General features: G+C 68.6%; 13 protein-coding genes. 1 reads left to right on the top strand and 12 read right to left on the bottom strand.

Annotated elements, in window-relative coordinates; translation table 11 throughout:
- Window positions 1-21 precede the first annotated feature (21 nt).
- Complete coding sequence (locus tag OH768_RS12125) at window positions 22-1,230, top strand: MFS transporter (RefSeq protein WP_406452904.1); 1,209 nt, start codon at window positions 22-24, stop codon at window positions 1,228-1,230.
- A gap of 50 nt (window positions 1,231-1,280) precedes the next feature.
- On the opposite strand, the gene OH768_RS12120 is transcribed toward OH768_RS12125, so the two are convergent.
- The 12 genes from OH768_RS12120 to OH768_RS12065 form a co-directional block, all read right to left on the bottom strand.
- On the bottom strand, window positions 1,281-1,778 hold the full coding sequence (locus tag OH768_RS12120; RefSeq protein WP_406452902.1) for a hypothetical protein: 498 nt from the start codon (window positions 1,776-1,778) through the stop codon (window positions 1,281-1,283).
- Window positions 1,775-2,344: a SigE family RNA polymerase sigma factor gene (locus tag OH768_RS12115; RefSeq protein WP_406452900.1), complete on the bottom strand. Its 570-nt coding sequence runs from the start codon at window positions 2,342-2,344 to the stop codon at window positions 1,775-1,777. Before OH768_RS12115 ends, OH768_RS12120 begins: the two co-directional genes overlap by 4 nt.
- Before the next feature lie 123 nt (window positions 2,345-2,467).
- Window positions 2,468-3,268 (bottom strand): ABC transporter permease, encoded by an 801-nt coding sequence (locus tag OH768_RS12110; protein ID WP_406465242.1) that lies wholly within the window; start codon window positions 3,266-3,268, stop codon window positions 2,468-2,470.
- A 5-nt stretch (window positions 3,269-3,273) separates the two neighbouring features.
- A complete protein-coding gene (locus OH768_RS12105) occupies window positions 3,274-4,077 on the bottom strand; it encodes an ABC transporter permease (protein ID WP_406452899.1) in 804 nt (267 codons plus the stop codon).
- A 1-nt stretch (window position 4,078) separates the two neighbouring features.
- Window positions 4,079-5,101, bottom strand: a complete 1,023-nt coding sequence (locus tag OH768_RS12100; RefSeq protein WP_406452897.1) for an ATP-binding cassette domain-containing protein — start codon at window positions 5,099-5,101, stop codon at window positions 4,079-4,081.
- A 34-nt stretch (window positions 5,102-5,135) separates the two neighbouring features.
- Entirely contained in the window at window positions 5,136-6,293 is a 1,158-nt protein-coding gene (locus OH768_RS12095; protein WP_406465241.1) for an MFS transporter, read from the bottom strand.
- Window positions 6,294-6,304: 11 nt separating this feature from the next.
- Window positions 6,305-9,196, bottom strand: a complete 2,892-nt coding sequence (locus OH768_RS12090; RefSeq protein WP_406452895.1) for a glycoside hydrolase family 2 TIM barrel-domain containing protein — start codon at window positions 9,194-9,196, stop codon at window positions 6,305-6,307.
- 27 nt (window positions 9,197-9,223) lie between these two features.
- Window positions 9,224-10,090 (bottom strand): carbohydrate ABC transporter permease, encoded by an 867-nt coding sequence (locus OH768_RS12085; RefSeq protein ID WP_406452893.1) that lies wholly within the window; start codon window positions 10,088-10,090, stop codon window positions 9,224-9,226.
- Window positions 10,087-11,055, bottom strand: coding sequence for a carbohydrate ABC transporter permease (locus OH768_RS12080; protein WP_406452891.1), 969 nt, complete (start codon window positions 11,053-11,055; stop codon window positions 10,087-10,089). Before OH768_RS12080 ends, OH768_RS12085 begins: the two co-directional genes overlap by 4 nt.
- Before the next feature lie 20 nt (window positions 11,056-11,075).
- Complete coding sequence (locus OH768_RS12075) at window positions 11,076-12,341, bottom strand: ABC transporter substrate-binding protein (RefSeq protein ID WP_406452889.1); 1,266 nt, start codon at window positions 12,339-12,341, stop codon at window positions 11,076-11,078.
- A 213-nt stretch (window positions 12,342-12,554) separates the two neighbouring features.
- On the bottom strand, window positions 12,555-14,411 hold the full coding sequence (locus OH768_RS12070; RefSeq protein WP_406452887.1) for a glycoside hydrolase: 1,857 nt from the start codon (window positions 14,409-14,411) through the stop codon (window positions 12,555-12,557).
- A gap of 118 nt (window positions 14,412-14,529) precedes the next feature.
- Window positions 14,530-15,801, bottom strand: a complete 1,272-nt coding sequence (locus OH768_RS12065) for an ROK family transcriptional regulator (protein ID WP_406452885.1) — start codon at window positions 15,799-15,801, stop codon at window positions 14,530-14,532.
- Window positions 15,802-15,874 lie beyond the last annotated feature (73 nt).

Genomic DNA, 15,874 nt, shown 5'->3' with positions numbered 1-15,874 from the left:
GGGCTGCCTAGGGTTGCCGGAATGGCCCAACCCCTCTGGCGGCAACGGGACTTCGCCACCTTCTGGACCGCCCAGACCCTCTCCGTCCTCGGCGACTCCTTCGCGCTGATCGCCCTTCCCCTACTGGTGCTTCAGGCCACGGGATCGGTCGCGCGGATGGGGCTGCTCACGGCGGTGGGCGGGGCGGCCTCGGTCGTCGCGGCGGTGTTCGCGGGGGTCGTGGTGGACCGGGTCGACCGGCGGAGGCTGCTCATCTGGTGCGATCTCTTGCGCATGGTGTTGTACGGGGTCATCCCGCTGGTGTGGGTGTTCGGGCCGCGGATCTGGCTGCTCTACGTGGTGCTGCCGTTGTGCGAGGCCGTCGGCACGCTGTTTTCCGTCGGATACGTGACGGTTGTTCGCGGGCTGGTCGGCACCGAGCAACTCACGGAGGCGAACGGGCAGTTGAACGCCAGTGCTGCCGCAGCGGGGGTCCTCGGGCCGCTCGGCGCCGGAATCGTCGCGGCCTGGAGCGGACCGGCCGCCGCTGTCGCTGTGGACGCGGCCAGCTTCGGGGTGTCGGCCGCCTGTCTGGTGTTCGTACGGTTCCGTGGCCGTCCCGACCCCGAACAGCGGGCGGAGCGGGGCGGGTTGTGGCGGGACCTGCGCATCGGAGTCGCCTTCCTGCGCGGGCATCCGGTACTCCGCGCCCTGACCGCGCTCCTCTTCTGCTTCAGCTTTCTCACCCTCGGACTCAACGACCTGGTGATCTACCACCTCAAGCACGACCTCGGGCACGACGACGGCACGGTGGGCACGGTCATGGCGGTCGGCGCGCTCGGCACGATCGCCGGGGCTTTGCTGGTGGCCCGGGTGCGGCGCCGGTTCGGGTTCGGGGTGACCTGGATCGGGGCCGTGGCGGTGTGCGGGGCGGCGTTCGCCTGGCTGAGCCGTGCGTACGACGTGCCGACCGTCGCGCTGGTGAGCGCCGCGTTCCTGGGCTGCGATCAGATGGCCGGTACCTGTTCCATGTCGCTGCGGCAGGAGGTGACACCGGAGCAACTGCTCGGCCGGGTCACCTCCGCCTTCTGGACCCTCCACTACGCGGCGGCCCCTATCGGCGCGGCCGTCCTCACCTGGGCCGCCGAAAGCCGGGGCACGGCACCGGTCGCCGTCGTGGCGGGCGCGTGCTGCGTACTGATCGCGGTCGTCGCACTGCTGACGCCGATACGGCGGTCAGGCCGGTCCTGAGCGGCTCGCGCGCGCACGCCCAGGACCGGGCCCTCAGCCGGTCAACTTGTTCAGCCCGCGCAGAGCTTCACGTTCACCGTGTCGCCCTTGACCACGATCTTCGGGCTGTGCGGGGTGAGTTCGACGACCGTGGCCGACTTGCAGCCGGGGCTGACCACCTTGACGACCGTGCCGAGCTTGAGCTGGGCCTTCTCGAACTGGCCCTTGGCCGTGGCCAGGTCCTGGCCCGTGAGGTCGACCGCGATGGGCTCCTTCGTGAGGCCGCCCAGGAGGAAGGTGGCCTTCGCGTGGTCGACGGTCGTGGTGGCGGCCGGCGTCGCCTGCGAGGCGCTGCCGGAGATGGAGGCCAGCGCCGTGCCGCCGCCCGCCGCGATCAGGGCCGCGGCGAAACCGGCGATGAGAGTGGCCCGCCTGCGGCGGGTGCGGTGGACCATGCCGGCCGTGTCGAAGGCCGGGGAGTCGGTGGAGTGCGCGAAGTCGTTCATGGCGTTGATCAGTTCCTCTTCGAAAGGTGTGCAGCCGGAGGACCGCGGGTCGTACGAACTCATCGGGTTCCTTCCGTGAGCTGCTGTGGTGAAGGGGCGGAGAGTGCGGGGAACTGGCTTCTCAATTGACCGATTCCACGGGCCAGTTGGGAACGGACGGTGCTCTGCGAGATCTTCAGGTCCGCCGCTATCTCGGCGTCGGACAGATCGTGGAAGTACCGCAGCACCACCACCGTCCGCATCCGCATGGGCAGTTGCTGCAGAGCGCGCACCAACTGGTCACGGCTGTCGATCCGTCCGTACTCGTCGCCCGGCGCGGCGGGATCACCGTCGACCGGGTGCTGAGCCGTACGGCGGAATCTTCGCCAGCGGTCGTTGGCGAGGTTGACCATGATCCGTCGTACGTACGCGTCCGGGGCGTCCTTGGCACTGATGACGCGCCACTTGCGGCAGGCCCGCTCCAGGGTCTCCTGTACCAGGTCCTCCGCCGCGTCGCGGCTGCCCGTCAGCACGAACGCGCCCCGGAACAGCGCGGCCGACCGGGCGGCGACGAATCCATGGAAGTCCCCCTCCACCGACCCAACTCCGTTGCTTCCCGCGTCCGTTGCCCACTTGGCTGCCAGATCCACACGCTCCTCCCTTCCTGTCACCCCTCCTCGACGGGAAAGCGCATGGATCTGCTGCACGGCGATGACGTGACCTGGGTCACGCGCTGTAGCCGGGTGCCGAGCCGGACGGGACCGCCGTCGCGGTCACCCGTTCACCCCCGTGTAGTGGCTGAGGCTCCACCGCCACAGCAGCCGCGCCCCGAGATACGTCAGCACGCCTACCAGGGGTGAGCTCGCCGCCAGCCAGTACGGCACGCCGATGTCGTGGCCGTGCCCGGTCAGTACGGCGGCCGGGAGGAAGGCGACGAACGCGAGCGGAAGGCCGTAGGTGAGGAAGCCGCCCACGGCGCGGGGCAGGACGTTGAGCGGGTAGTTGCCGAAGGTGCCGAGGAGGTCCTCGACCCAGCGGCTCCAGTAGTCCGCGGACGGGAAGCGGAGGGAGGCGGAGGCCACGGTCGTGAAGAGGGCCGCTTCCAGGAGCATGCCGCCGACGAGCGCGGCGATCAGATACGCGATGCGGCCCGCCGTCCAGTCCAGATGACTGCGGCTGAGCGCGCCCACCATGAGGCCGCCCGCCACCGTGAGGTCGCCGATCGCGTTGGTGGGGAAGTACTCCAGCTGCGCCTGGCGGTGGACCGGCATCGGCCGCACCAGGTAGATGTCGATGCGGCCTTCCTGGATGTACCGGCCGAGGCCGTGCATACGGCCCAGGAACAGCACCATCAGCCCGTGCGCCATCATCCGGGTCGCCGGGATCAGCAGCACGTCCGAGCTGTCCCAGCCGCCCATTCCGGCGAACCGGGTGAGCAGCACCGTCGCGAACACGATCACCGACACCTGCCAGATCGCGCCGATCGCGATCATCAGCAGGAACTCGGTGCGATATTCCAGCTGGGCACGGAAGTTGAGTCGTGTGATGCGCCACACGATCCGGACGGCTTTCATAGGCATCAGCCTCCTTGCGAGACGACCCGGCGGGCGGCGCGCCGCCACAGGAACCGGGTGAACAGGGACAGGACCGCCACCCAGGCGGCCTGCAGGGCGAGTTGGGCGCCCGCGTCGGACAGCGGGATGCGGCCCACGTAGATCGAGAGCGGCACGCTGAGCGTCGCCTGGAACGGCAGGAAGCGGCTCATCGTGATGAACCAGTCCGGGAAGAACCACAGCGGCGCGTACACACCGGACAGCAGATTCTGCGCGAAGATCAGGATGAGCATCGCGGCCCCGTTGCGGAGCGTCCAGAAGCACAACTGGTCGATGACGAGCATGACGTAGTACAGGACGAGCTGTCCGAGCAGCATGCTGAGCGCGAACACCCCTGCCACGGCAGGCGATTTGGGCGGTTCCACCACCCCGGCCGCGAGGCAGACGACGTATCCCGTCAGCGCCCAGGCCAGCCCGTACAGCTGCTCGCCGAACGCGCGCAGCGCGTAGTAGCGCTGGGGCGGCAGCGGGCGCAGATACCAGTAGATGATCGTGCCGAAGTGCATGTGCTGCAGGACCGTGTCCCGGCCCGCGTACTGGTCCAACTCCCGCAGCCGGGAGGCGAGTACGGCCAGTACGGCGTACGTCACCGCCTGGTCGCCGGTGAGTCCCGCGGTGGTGCCGGTCTGGGAGTACAGGCCGCGCCACAGGGACGCCACCAGCACGATCTGCACCGTCAGCCGGAGCAGGGCGGCGGTCATGCGGGGCGGGGCGAGGAGTTCGCCGAGCGGGGTGACACGGGCGGCGCGCCAGGCGTGCAGGGCGGCCATCTCAGGTCTCCTCGGCGCGCGGGCCGGCCTGGACGTACGCGGCCCGCATCACGTCCTCCAACTCGGCCTCGTCCATGGCGATCTCGGTCACCTCGTACCGCTCGATGACCTGCTTCAGCGCCTGGTGGACAGTCGGCCCCCCGGTGCCGTCCGGCCCGAAGACGAGCTGGGCTCCGTCCCGCCGCACCAGCGCGATGCCCGGCAGGGACACGGCCTCGGCGTGCGCGTCGGCCAGCGTCGCGCGGATCTGCCAGGTCGAGCCGAACTTGCGGCGGATCTCGTCGAGGGTGCCGTCCAGCACCAGCCGGCCGTGGTTGATGAGGACGACCCGCTCGGCGAGCCGGGCCACCTCGGTCATGTCGTGCGTGGTCAGCAGGACCGTACGGCCGCGCTCCTCCACCTGATGGCGCAGGAACTCCCGCACCTGCTCCTTCACCACCACATCCATGCCGATGGTCGGCTCGTCCAGGAAGACGACCGGCGGGTCGTGCAGCAGCGCGGCGGCCAGGTCGCAGCGGACGCGCTGGCCGAGGGAGAGATGGCGGACCCGGGTGTCCCAGAAGCTGGACAGTTCGAGGAGGTCGTCGAACTCCCGCAACCGAGCCGCGTGTTGGGCCTTCGGCACCTCGTAGATGTCCCGCAGGATCGAGAACGACTCGCGCACCGGCAGGTCCCACCACAGCTGGGTGCGCTGCCCGAACACCGCCCCGATGTTACGGGCGTTGCGCTCACGCTCCTGGTACGGCACCACGCCGGCGACCCGGGCCTCCCCGGAGGTGGGCGTCAGGATGCCGGTGAGGATCTTGATGGTGGTGGACTTGCCGGCGCCGTTCGGGCCCAGCAGGGCGAGGAGTTCACCCGGGGCGACGTCGAACGAGACGTCGGAGACGGCGTACTTGGGCACGCGGTCCGGATTGACGAGAGAACGCAGACCGCCGACGAAACCGGGGCGGCGCACGGTGGTGTGAAAGGTGCGGGACAGCCCCCGGACCTCGATTTGGTTTGTCGTTCTGCTCGCGTTCACTCGGTCAGCCTTCGCGTGAGCAGGAACAGGGCCTTCATGATGCGGACCTCCTCGTCAGTCGGATCAGCCGGAGCGTCGCCAGCAGCGACGCGCCCGACAACGCGGTCAACAGCCAGGGCACCGCGTGGATCCCGGAGGCCTCGATCCCGACACCGAGCAGCGGCGGAGCCGCCACCCCGCCGACGTTCGAGGCCGCGATCACCCACGCTCCGGCTCGCTCGGCCTGGGGAAGCGCCCTGGTGAGCCAGGCGAAGCCCGTCGGGAAGACCGGTGCGATGAACAAGCCAACACCGGCGTACGCGACCGGTGCCACTCCTTTAACCAGCGTCAACAGCAGACACACCGTCATCCCGGCCGCGCACACGGTGAGGATGCGCTCGGGGGAGTACCGCAGGGTGACCGGTACGACGAGGAAGCGGCCCGCCGTCATCATCAGCCAGTAGACGGAGGTCGCCGACGCGGCCACGGTCGCCGTGTAACCGACCGTCTCCAGATGCGTGGGCTCCCAGCCGCCGACGCTCGTCTCGACCGCCACGTTGAGGATGTAGAGGATCAGGAAGCCGACGAGGACCCGCGACAGACCCAGGCCACCGCTTCCCGTCTCCGCTGGTTGACCGTCAGATACACGTGTACGTACGCCACTTGGGCCCGCCAACGCCAGCGCTGCCGCCAGCACGGCGCACGCCCCGAACGCGTACGGGTAGTCGTCCGGGCCGAGCCATGCCATGACCGCTGGGCCGAGCACCGCGCCGATGCCGTAGTGGGCGTTGAGCACGTTCAGCATGGCGGTGGAACGGTTGCCGAAGCCGACGGCGAAGAGCTGGTTGAGGCCGTAGTCGATCCCGCCGAAACCGACACCGCACAGGAACGCGGCGGCCAGGGCCAGCGGCCAGTTCGGCGCGAGCGCGAAACCCGCGCCGCCCGCCGCCATCAGACCGTAACCCCACGCCAGCAGCGCCCTGTTGCTGACCCGGGAGTGGACCGCGTTGAAGGCGAGGACACCGGCGACCCCGCCCGTGAAGTGCAGACTCAGGCCGAGACCGGCGGCGGAAGGGGAGAGCCCGAACTCGTGGCGCAGGCCCGGTATCGCGGGGCCGTAGAGGGACTGGAGCATGCCGATGAGGACGAAGCCGACACAGGACGCGACCGCGGCCGACCGGCTGAAGAGCCGGTCGGCCGCCGCCGATTTCATGACGATGCCGGTCAACTGGTCTCCGGGGTTTCGGAGAACGCGGCTTCCGAGAACGCGGCTTCCGAGAACACGAAGGAGAATTCGGTGGGTTCGGCGTTGAGGAAGTACTGCGGGAGCGGGCCCGGGCCGCAGGACTGTGAGCCGATGCCCTGCTGACCGTGGTCGAGGTTCACCCAAACCGTGTCGCCAGGTGTGAGGTCCGTGCGGTGGGCGGCGGCGTCCAACTGCTCCGTCGTCCAACGGCGGGCCGTGAACCAGAACTCCGGGTCGCCGTCGATCCGCAGCCCGCCCAGTTCCGCCCAACGGACGTCCGCTCGGGCGCCGTTCTCCTGCGGACGGACGTAGGGCGTCTGGAGGCCGTCGACGGTGGACTCCCAACGGCCCAGCTGCGAAGCCGACTTGGTGTCCGGATACCCCTCGCCGGGGCCGCCGCCGAACCACTTCACGCGGTCGGCGCCCGCGTCGAGCCCGAAGCGGATGCCGAGCCTCGGCAGCGGTACCGTCCAGTCGCCCTCGGGCGCCACGGACACCGTCAGCCGCAAGCGCGAACCGTCCGAGGTCCAGCGGTACACCGTGGCGAGCCCGATCTCCCAGGCGGCGGGCGCCACCCGGGTGCGTACGGTCAGCGCGTCCTCGCTCAACTCCACGCCGTCCAGGCGGTGTCGCATCCGGTGCAGGCCGAACTTGCGCCAGAGCAGGCCGTAGCGGATGTCCGTCTGCCAGGACGCGCCGTCGTCGTTGTCGGTGGTCGCCCGCCATACGTCCAGGCGGAGACCGGTGACGTCCAAAGCGCCGATCGACTTCAACTCGCCGGTACGGGCGTCGAAGGAGGCCGGGCCGAGAGTGATCCGCCGCTCGCCGAGGACGGGCCCGGCGGTGGCGGAGACATACGGCAACGGCCGTGCCGTGACCGGGATTTGGCCCCAGCCGATGACGTGGCCTGCTGTAGCCCACGCGGTGTCGGCGGCCAGCAACGCCCTTACGGTCCATTGGGATTCGGCGCCCTCGGACTCCACGGGCGGTGCGGGCAGCTTCACGTCGGCCGAATCGCCGGGTGCGAGCGGCGGCACCGTCAACGGGCCCGACTCGACCGTCTCGCCGTCCACTTGGTAGGACCACTGGAAGGCGAATGCGGACAGGTCGGCGAAGTCGTGCTTGTTGGTGACCCGTACGGAGCCGTCGGCGCCGTCGATGGAGACCGGCTCGATGACCTTCTTGTACTCGATCAGGCCGGGGGAGGGGACGCGGTCCGGGAAGAGCAGTCCGTCGCAGACGAAGTTCCCGTCGTGCAGCTCCTCGCCGAAGTCGCCGCCGTACGCGAAGGCGTAGCGCCCGTCCTTGATGCCGTGGTCGATCCACTCCCAGATGAAACCGCCCTGGAGCCGGTCGTACGACTCGAAGAGGCGCTGGTAGTCGGCGAGTCCGCCGGGGCCGTTGCCCATGGCGTGGCCGTACTCGCAGAGGACGAAGGGGAGTTGGCGGCGTTTTAGGGTGCCGCCGTCCAGTTCCTGGCCGATGTGCTCGACCTCGGCGTGGGAGGCGTACATCCGTGAATAGACGTCCGTGTCACGGCAGTTGATGTCGCCCTCGTAGTGCACGAGGCGTGAGCGGTCACGGCCGTGGATCCACTCGGCCATCGCGGTGAGGCCGCGGCCGGTGCCGGCCTCGTTGCCGAGGGACCAGATGACGATCGACGGGTGGTTCTTGTCCCGTTCGACCATGCGGGCGGCGCGGTCCAGCAGCGCGGGGGTCCAGCGGTCGTCGTCAACGGGGTTGTCGCGCCAGGCCTGTTCGGTGAAGCCGTGGGTCTCGAGGTCGCACTCGTCGATGACCCACAGGCCGTACTCGTCGCACAGGTCGAGGAAGGCCGGGTGCGGCGGATAGTGCGAGGTGCGGACCGCGTTGACGTTGTGCCGCTTCATCAGCAGCACGTCCTCGCGCATGGTCTCCAGGTCGAGGGCGCGGCCCTTCTCGGGGTGCCACTCGTGGCGGTTGACGCCCTTGAAGAGGACCGCCTTCCCGTTGACCTTGATCAGGCCGTCGGAGAGTTCGACGGTCCGGAAGCCGATGCGCAGCGGGACGCGCTCGCCCTCGGTGGTCAGCAACCCGTCGTAGAGGTACGGGGTTTCGGCCGTCCACGGCTGCACCGCCACGGTGACGGACTCGCCGGTCGCGACATCGATGTCCAGGGCGGGCACGGTGATCCGGCCGTCGACATCGGAGTCGACGCGCAGGGTGCCCGCGCCGTCGACGTGGTCGTAGGAGGCGTGCACGAAGAAGTCGAGGGCGCTGCCCGGCGGGCGGTGCAGCAGGGTGACGTCACGGAAGATGCCGGGCAGCCACCACTGGTCCTGGTCCTCCAGGTACGAGCCCGCCGACCACTGGTGGACGCGGACGGCCAGCACGTTGCCGCTCGGCTTGAGCAGGTGGCCGACCGCGAACTCGTGCGGCAGCCGCGAGCCCTTGAACTCGCCGATGTCCGTGCCGTTCAGCCAGACGCGGGCGCAGGACTCCACGCCGTCGAGGCGGAGCACCGCCCCGCCGTCCGAGGGCCACTCGGACGGCAGGTCGAAGACGCGCAGGTGGTCGCCGGTCGGGTTCTCGGTCGGGACGTGCGGCGGGTCGACCGGGAAGGGGTAGAGGTGGTTGGTGTAGATGGGGGAGCCGTGTCCTTGCAGGACCCAGTGGCCGGGGACCGTGACCTCGGCCCAGTCCCCGGCGTCGTAGCCCTCCCCGGCGAACGAGTCGTCCTCGGCGTCGGCCGTCGCCGACACACGGAGACGCCAACTGCCGTTGAGGGACAGTGACTTCGCGTCCGGGGACGCGTAGCGGGCGCGGGGCGGGAGGGCTCCGCTGCCCGGTGAGACGTCCTCGATGTAGTCGGCGGCGGTACTGGAAGTCATCGGTCTCCAGGTCGTGAGATGCGGGTGTCAGCCCTTGATACCGGTCTGTGCGATTCCCTGGACCAGCCAGCGCTGAAGGAAGAGGAACACGAAGACCAGGGGCAGGATGGAAACTGCGGTGGCCATGAAGATGAGATGGAAGTTGACGGTCTGGTTCGTCATGAACGACGACAGCGCGATCTGCACGGTCCAGGAGTCCGGGTCCTGGCCGATGACCAGCGGCCACAGGAAGGCGTTCCAGCCGCTGATGAAGGTGATCGTGGCGATCGCCGCGAAGAAGTTCAGCGAATTCGGTACGACGATCCGCCAGTACGCGCCCCAGTAGCCGAGTCCGTCCACGCGTGCCGCCTCCTCCAGCTCCTTGGGGAACCCCAGGAAGTACTGCCGGAAGAGGAAGCAGGTGAAACCACTGAACAGGCCCGGGATGATGAGACCCCGGTAGGTGTCGACCCAGCCGAGGGACGAGACGAGGACGAAGCTCGGCACGAAGGTGACGGCCGTCGGAACCATCAGGGTCGCCAGGACGACGTAGAAGACCTTGTTGGAGTGCTTGTAGGGGATGCGGGCCAGGCCGTAGCCGGCCAGCGAGCAGACCAGCAGTGTGCCCACGGTCATGAGGACGGCGACGACCGTCGAGTTCCACAGGGCGCGGCCGAACTGGACGGTCTGGTCGTCGAACAACTCGGAGATGTTGCCCCACTGGAAGGAGGGGAGCAGCTTCCAGTTCTCGCCGGTGATCTCCGGGTCCGTGGAGAGGGCGTTGCGGAGGATCAGATAGAAGGGGATCAGGAAGAGCAGGGCGGCGATACCGACGGCCGCGTACAAGCCCGTGTTGCCGAGGATGCCGCCGCGCTTCCTCCGCTTCTTGCCCATCTGCGGTGCGGTGGTGGTCACTTGGCCTCCTCCCCCCTTCCGAAGCCCATGATCCTGCCCTGGGCGAGGGTGATGATGCAGATCAGCAGGGACAGGATGACCGCGCCCGCGCTGCCGGCGCCGTAGTCCTGGTTGGTGCCGAGGGCCGCCTTGTAGAGCTCCATCAGCGGTGTCTGGGCCCAGGTCGCCCTGGTCGTGATGAGGTTGAAGAACTCGTCGAACGCCTGGTACGCGGCGATGAGCAGCAGCAGGACCACCGCGGTCGAGGTGGCCCGCAGTTGGGGCAGGGTGATGTACCGGAAGGTCTGCCAGCCCCGCTTGGCGCCGTCGATCTCCGCGGCCTCGTACAGCTCGGCCGGGATGTTCTGCAGCGCCGCGAGGAACAGGATCATGTAGAAGCCGGACTGGATCCACAGCCGCAGGCTGACGATGACCACCCAGTACCAGGGCGGGCTCGGGTTGGACAGATAGGCGATGTTGTCGACGCCGAACCAGCCGAGGACGGTGTTCGCCAGGCCGAAGCGGACACCGGTGAAGAGGGACATCTTCCAGATCAGCGCGGCGGCGACGTACGAGACGGCGGTCGGCAGGAAGAACACCGACCGGAAGAACGCCCGCATGAACCGCAGTTGGTTGACCAGCAGCGCCAGACCCAGTGACAGCGCCCAGGTGGTCGGCACGATGAACGCGGCGAACACCGTGAACGTCAGCAGCGAATCAGGGAAGTTGCTGTTGGTCAGGATCTGCTTGTAGTTGTCGAAGCCGATGAAGTTGCTCGGCGTGACGGTGTAGCGGGCGTCGAAGAAGCTGAGCCAGATACTCCATCCGATGGGGACGAAGACGAAGATCACCAGGCCGATGAGGAACGGGCCGGTGAAGAGCCAGAAGTTCAGGGTGGCGTTGGCCCGCAGGCCCCGCCGCGGCCGGGCCTTGGAGGCCTTGGCCGGGGCGGGCTGGGCGACCCCGCGCGTGGTGGTGGTCGACATGTCCTGTTCCGTCCGCCGGCCTATCCGAACAGCTTCTTGAGCTCGACGTCGACCTTCTTGTCGCAGGCGTCGAGCGCGGCTTCCGGGTTGCCGCCCTTGCGGACTGAGGACGCGATCACGTCGTTGAGGGCGGTGATCATCGTCTGGTCCCAGGCGATGTTGTCGAAGTGGCCGTAGTCGGTGAAGAGCTTGACGGCCTCGGCCGGCAGACCCGACTTGAGCTTGGTGGCCTGCGCGGCTATCGAGCTGCGCGGCGGGATGTGGAAGCCGTACGAGAGCGCCCAGTCCTCCTGGTACTTCTTCTGGTCGATCCACAGCCACTTGACGTAGGCCTTGGCCGCCTCGACGTTCTCGCCCTTGGCGTTGACGAACATCGACCAACCGCCGTTGGTGACCGACGGCTTGCCGTTGTCGCCGACCTTCGGGAACGGGAAGATGCCGAGGTCGTCGCCGAGCGCCTTCTGCATGGCGGGCATGGACCACAGGCCGCCCCACTGGATGGCACACAGGCCCTGGTTGAGCGAGGACGGGTCCCACCAGTCGGTCGGCGCGTCGAGGAGCACATGGCCGCTGGAGAACAACTGGCGGAGCTGCTTGAGCCCTTGGACGACCGCGTCCGTGTGGTAGGCGATCTGGTTCTTCGAGTCGAGGGTGTCGGCGCCGGCCGACCAGATCACGTTGCCCTGGACCGGCGTGAAGTCATTGCCGAGATTGACACCCTTGACCTTGCCGGTGGTGAGCTTGGCGGCGGCCTCCAGCAGCTCGTCCAGCGTGGTCGGCACCGCGACCTTGGCCTTCTCCAGCATCGACTTGCGGTAGTAGAAGAACTGCGGGTCGTCGATCATCCGGATCCCGTAGACCTTGCCGTCGACGGTGTGTGAGTTGATGTCGGCCGGATTGAAGTCGGACTTCACCGGGTCGATGATGTCGCTGAGGTCGGCCACCTGACCGCTCTTGATCAGCTGCAGCTGCGGGTGGAACTCGAAGACGTCGGGTGCCTGCTTGGTGAGCAGGGACGAGAAGAGCTTGGCCTCGAAGTTGGTGCCGGTGATCCAGGTGGTGGACACGTTGGCCTTCGAGTACGCCTTCGCGTACCGCTTGATGGCCTGCTCGGTGCCCGCCTCGCCGTAGGCGTGGAAGTACTGGACGAGGTTCTTGCCCGAACCGGAGCCCCCGCCACGTCCGTTGTTGCCACCGCAGGCGGCCAGGGTGCCGGCCGCGGCCATCCCCGCTGCCGCCCGGAATATCGATCGGCGGGACCAGTTGCTGTTGCTCATTGCCGACATGGTGACGTCCTTGTCTCTCGCGCGGCTGCGGCTCCACGGCTCAGCTGCCCGTGGCTGAAATCGAGGTGCGGTGCGGGACGTTAACCTTCGCCTAAGGCTTCGGCAAGGGGTTGGACGAAGTCTGTTCGAAGCGTTGTGCAAGGTTCGGAATACCGGACGTGACGAAGGTGCGGGCCGCCGCGCAGCCGGCCCGCACCAGGTGTCAGGTGGTCATCAGACCTTCGACCAGGCCTCGTTGGCTCCGCCGTTGCAGGTGTAGAGGATCACCCTGCTGCCGTCCGCGGTCGCCTGACCACTCACGTCGAGACACTTCCCGGACGCCTCGCTGAGGATCTGCCCGTTGGCGTTCAACAACCACCGCTGGCCGGGATCACCCGTGAAGTCGGCCGTGGTCGTCAGCCCCGAACCCCCCACCGTCAGATACCCGTTGGCCCCCTTCAAGCCGCCCTTCGCGTCGTACGACCATGTCTGCCCGGCCCCGCCCGTGCAGGTGCCGATCGAGGCCCCCGAGGCGTCCGCCGTCAGGCACTTGCCGGACTGGGTGCCCTGGAGGGCGCCGGTGACGGTCGTCGAACTCCCTTGGCCCTTGCGGGGTTTCTGGTCGAGGACGTACGTCGTGATCGAGCGGGCGGCGAGGCTCGTGGACACCGTGGAGCCGCTCACGTCCGGCTTGGCGACCTTCGCCCAGTTCTCCGTGGCCGAGGTCCGCACCGCCTGCGTCGCCCGCACCGGCACCTTGCTGTTGAAGTGCAGGGTGAGCGAAGTGTCCGTGCTGTTCTGGTTGTTGACCACGACGACCCACTTGCCGTCCCGGTCGTACGAGGTCACCTCGACACCGCTCGGCGCGCCCGTCACGTTGTGCGCGACGGAGCCCGGTCGCACGAACTTGCTGTACTGGCCGAGCGCGTAGTACCGCTTGGTGAAGTACAGGGTCTGGTTGCCGTCCGTCGCGTAGTCGGGGTCGTAGTAGATCAGCCCGTCGTTCCAGCCGACGTCGTTGCGCGCAGCCGGGTCGGTGCCGTAGCCGCTGGCGAGGGCCACCCACCACTGGAACGCCGAGTCGTGTGCGCTCGCGAAGTCCTTGTAGACGATGCGGGACATCAGCAGGGCGTTGTCGATGGTCGGGTCGTACTCCTGGTTCCAGCCCGTGGTGCCCTTGCCGAAGCAGCAGATCTCGGTGGCCCAGGAGGGCTTGCCGACCGTCTTCGCCGTCTCGTAGACGTTGCCCAACTGGCCGTCGTTCGGGTTGTTGTACGTGTGATGCGCCAGCTCGGACACGTACTGGGCGGTGTCCGGCTGCGCCATCCACTGCGGGACCTCGGTGCTGAAGCTCACCGTGCTGCTCGACTCGTCGGCGATGATGCTCGTCTGCTGTTTCCGGGCCCGCTGCTCGGCGCCCAACGCCCGCACGATGTCGTCGCGTTGGTCGACGGTGACCTGCATGCCCTCCTGGCCGCAGTCGCCGAAGTTGTTGTTCGGCTCGTTGAAGGGGCTGATGTAGTCGAATTTCGCGCCCTGCTTCGCGAAGTGGGCGGTGACGTCGGCGATGTACTTCGCGTAGTCGCCCTCGTTCTCCGCCTTCAGCCGGCCGCCGCAGCTCTGCCCGCTGGTCGTCCACTGCGCGGGCGCGCTGTTGACGAAGCCGATCAGGTCCTGGACGCCGTACTTCGCGGCGTACTTGAGGAACGTCTGCCCGCCCTTGTCCTTGCTCCAGTCGTAGGTGCCGTCCGTGTTCAGGAAGTCCTGGGCGGCGCGGGCCGGGGTGGTGACCGCGGTGCCACCGCCGCCGATGTTGTAGCGGTACGAGGAGAGGTCCAACCCCTTTTCGGAGAACAGGAGTTGGGCCACCCGGGCCTGGACCTCGGGCTTGAAGTACTGGAGGTCGTTGACCCACCAGGCGCCGGACGCGCCGATGTTGTCGATGGTCTGGGCCGCGTGGGGGGAGACTTCCGCCGGTGCGACGCCGTCGGCGTTCGCGGGCGGCGCGGATATCAGGGCCCCGGTGACGGCGAGCGCGGCTGCCGCTGTCGCGAGGATCGATCTCCTGGGGTGGGGCTGAGTCACGTGCATCCCTTCCGTCGTCATGAAGGTGGTGCGGTACGGCTCCTTGCCTGGGTGGTGCGGTTCTTGCCGGGCTGTGCCTTTTTCTGCGAGGGCGCCCAAGTCGGCGTCGAGGGCACGACCGTGCTCAGCCCTTCGGGCCTCCGCGCGGTCGTACCCTCGACGCCGACGCGCCCCGCTGTCCGACCGACTGAAGAGCCCCTTCGAGCGCGAACGTTGCCGCACCCAGGCACGCCGGGTCGGTGGGGATGGGGGAGAGGACGATCTCGGTGGCGGCGAACGGCCGCCTGAGCGCGTGCCGTTGGACGGCCTCGCGCACTTCGCGCAGCAGCGGATCGCCGAGCTTGCGGGCGACCCAGCTGCTGAGCACGACCACTTCGGGGTTGAGGAGGTTCACCAGGTTGGCGATGCCCGCGCCGACGTAACGGGCCGTCTCCCGTACGACCTTGAGGGCCACGGGGTCGTTCGCGGCCACGCCGTGGGCCAGCGCGTCGATGGTGGCCGTCTGGTCCTCAGGGTGCAGCAGCGGGCTCTGCGGGCTCAACTCCCGCAGGTTCAGCATGATTCCGGGCGCGCCGACATAGGCCTCGACGCAGCCGTGGTTGCCGCAGCGGCACAGTCGCCCGTCCAGGACGAGCGTGGTGTGACCCCACTCGCCGGCACTGTTGCTCACCCCCCGGTACAGCCCGCCGCCCAGTGCGAGCCCGGCGCCGACCCCGGTCCCGAGGTTGACCACCACCGCGTCCCCGCGCCCGCGCGCCGCGCCGAACCACATCTCGGCGACCGCGCCGGCCCGCAGCGGATTGTCCAGGTAGAGCGGGTAGGCGATGACCTCGGAGAGCAGGTCGAGCAGGGGCACGTCGTGCCAGTCCCAGTTGGGCGCGTACTCCGAGACACCGGTCTTGCGGTCCACCTGGCCCGGCACGCTCACCCCGACGCCGAGGACGCGGGCCGACTCGACACCGGCCTGCGCGACCACCGACCCGACGGCGGCGGCGACATGACCGACCACCTGCTCCGGACGGCTCTCGCCGGGCCGCATGTCCTCGTCGGCACGGGCCAGAACGTTCAACGCGAGGTCGAACAGCTCGACATGGACGTACGTCTCCGCGATGTCGACACCGATCAACGCGCCCCCCGACGCGTTGACCGCCACCAGACCCCGGGGACGGCCCCCCGCCGAGTCCTCGAACCCGACCTCGGTGATCATCCGCAGGTCCAGCAGCTCACCGACGAGCGTGGCCACCGTGGCCAGACTCAGCCCGGTCGCGGCGGCCAACTCCTGCCGGGAGGTGGGGGACTGGGCGATGATCTGACGCAGCACCTCGTAGCGGTTCGCGGTACGGATGTCGCGTGATGTGCGCTTCACCGGAGGTGCCCCCACCCTTTGTGCCGTCATGCCGGGGCACGACGGCTCCGGCGCGCGGCAAGGCTATGGGCTGCGGGTGACGTTCGACAAGGGGTTAGGAAAG

Origin of the sequence: Streptomyces sp. NBC_01622 (assembly GCF_045209635.1) — a bacterium.
Lineage (GTDB): Bacteria > Actinomycetota > Actinomycetes > Streptomycetales > Streptomycetaceae > Streptomyces.
This window is presented reverse-complemented; position numbering and strand designations above follow the sequence as displayed.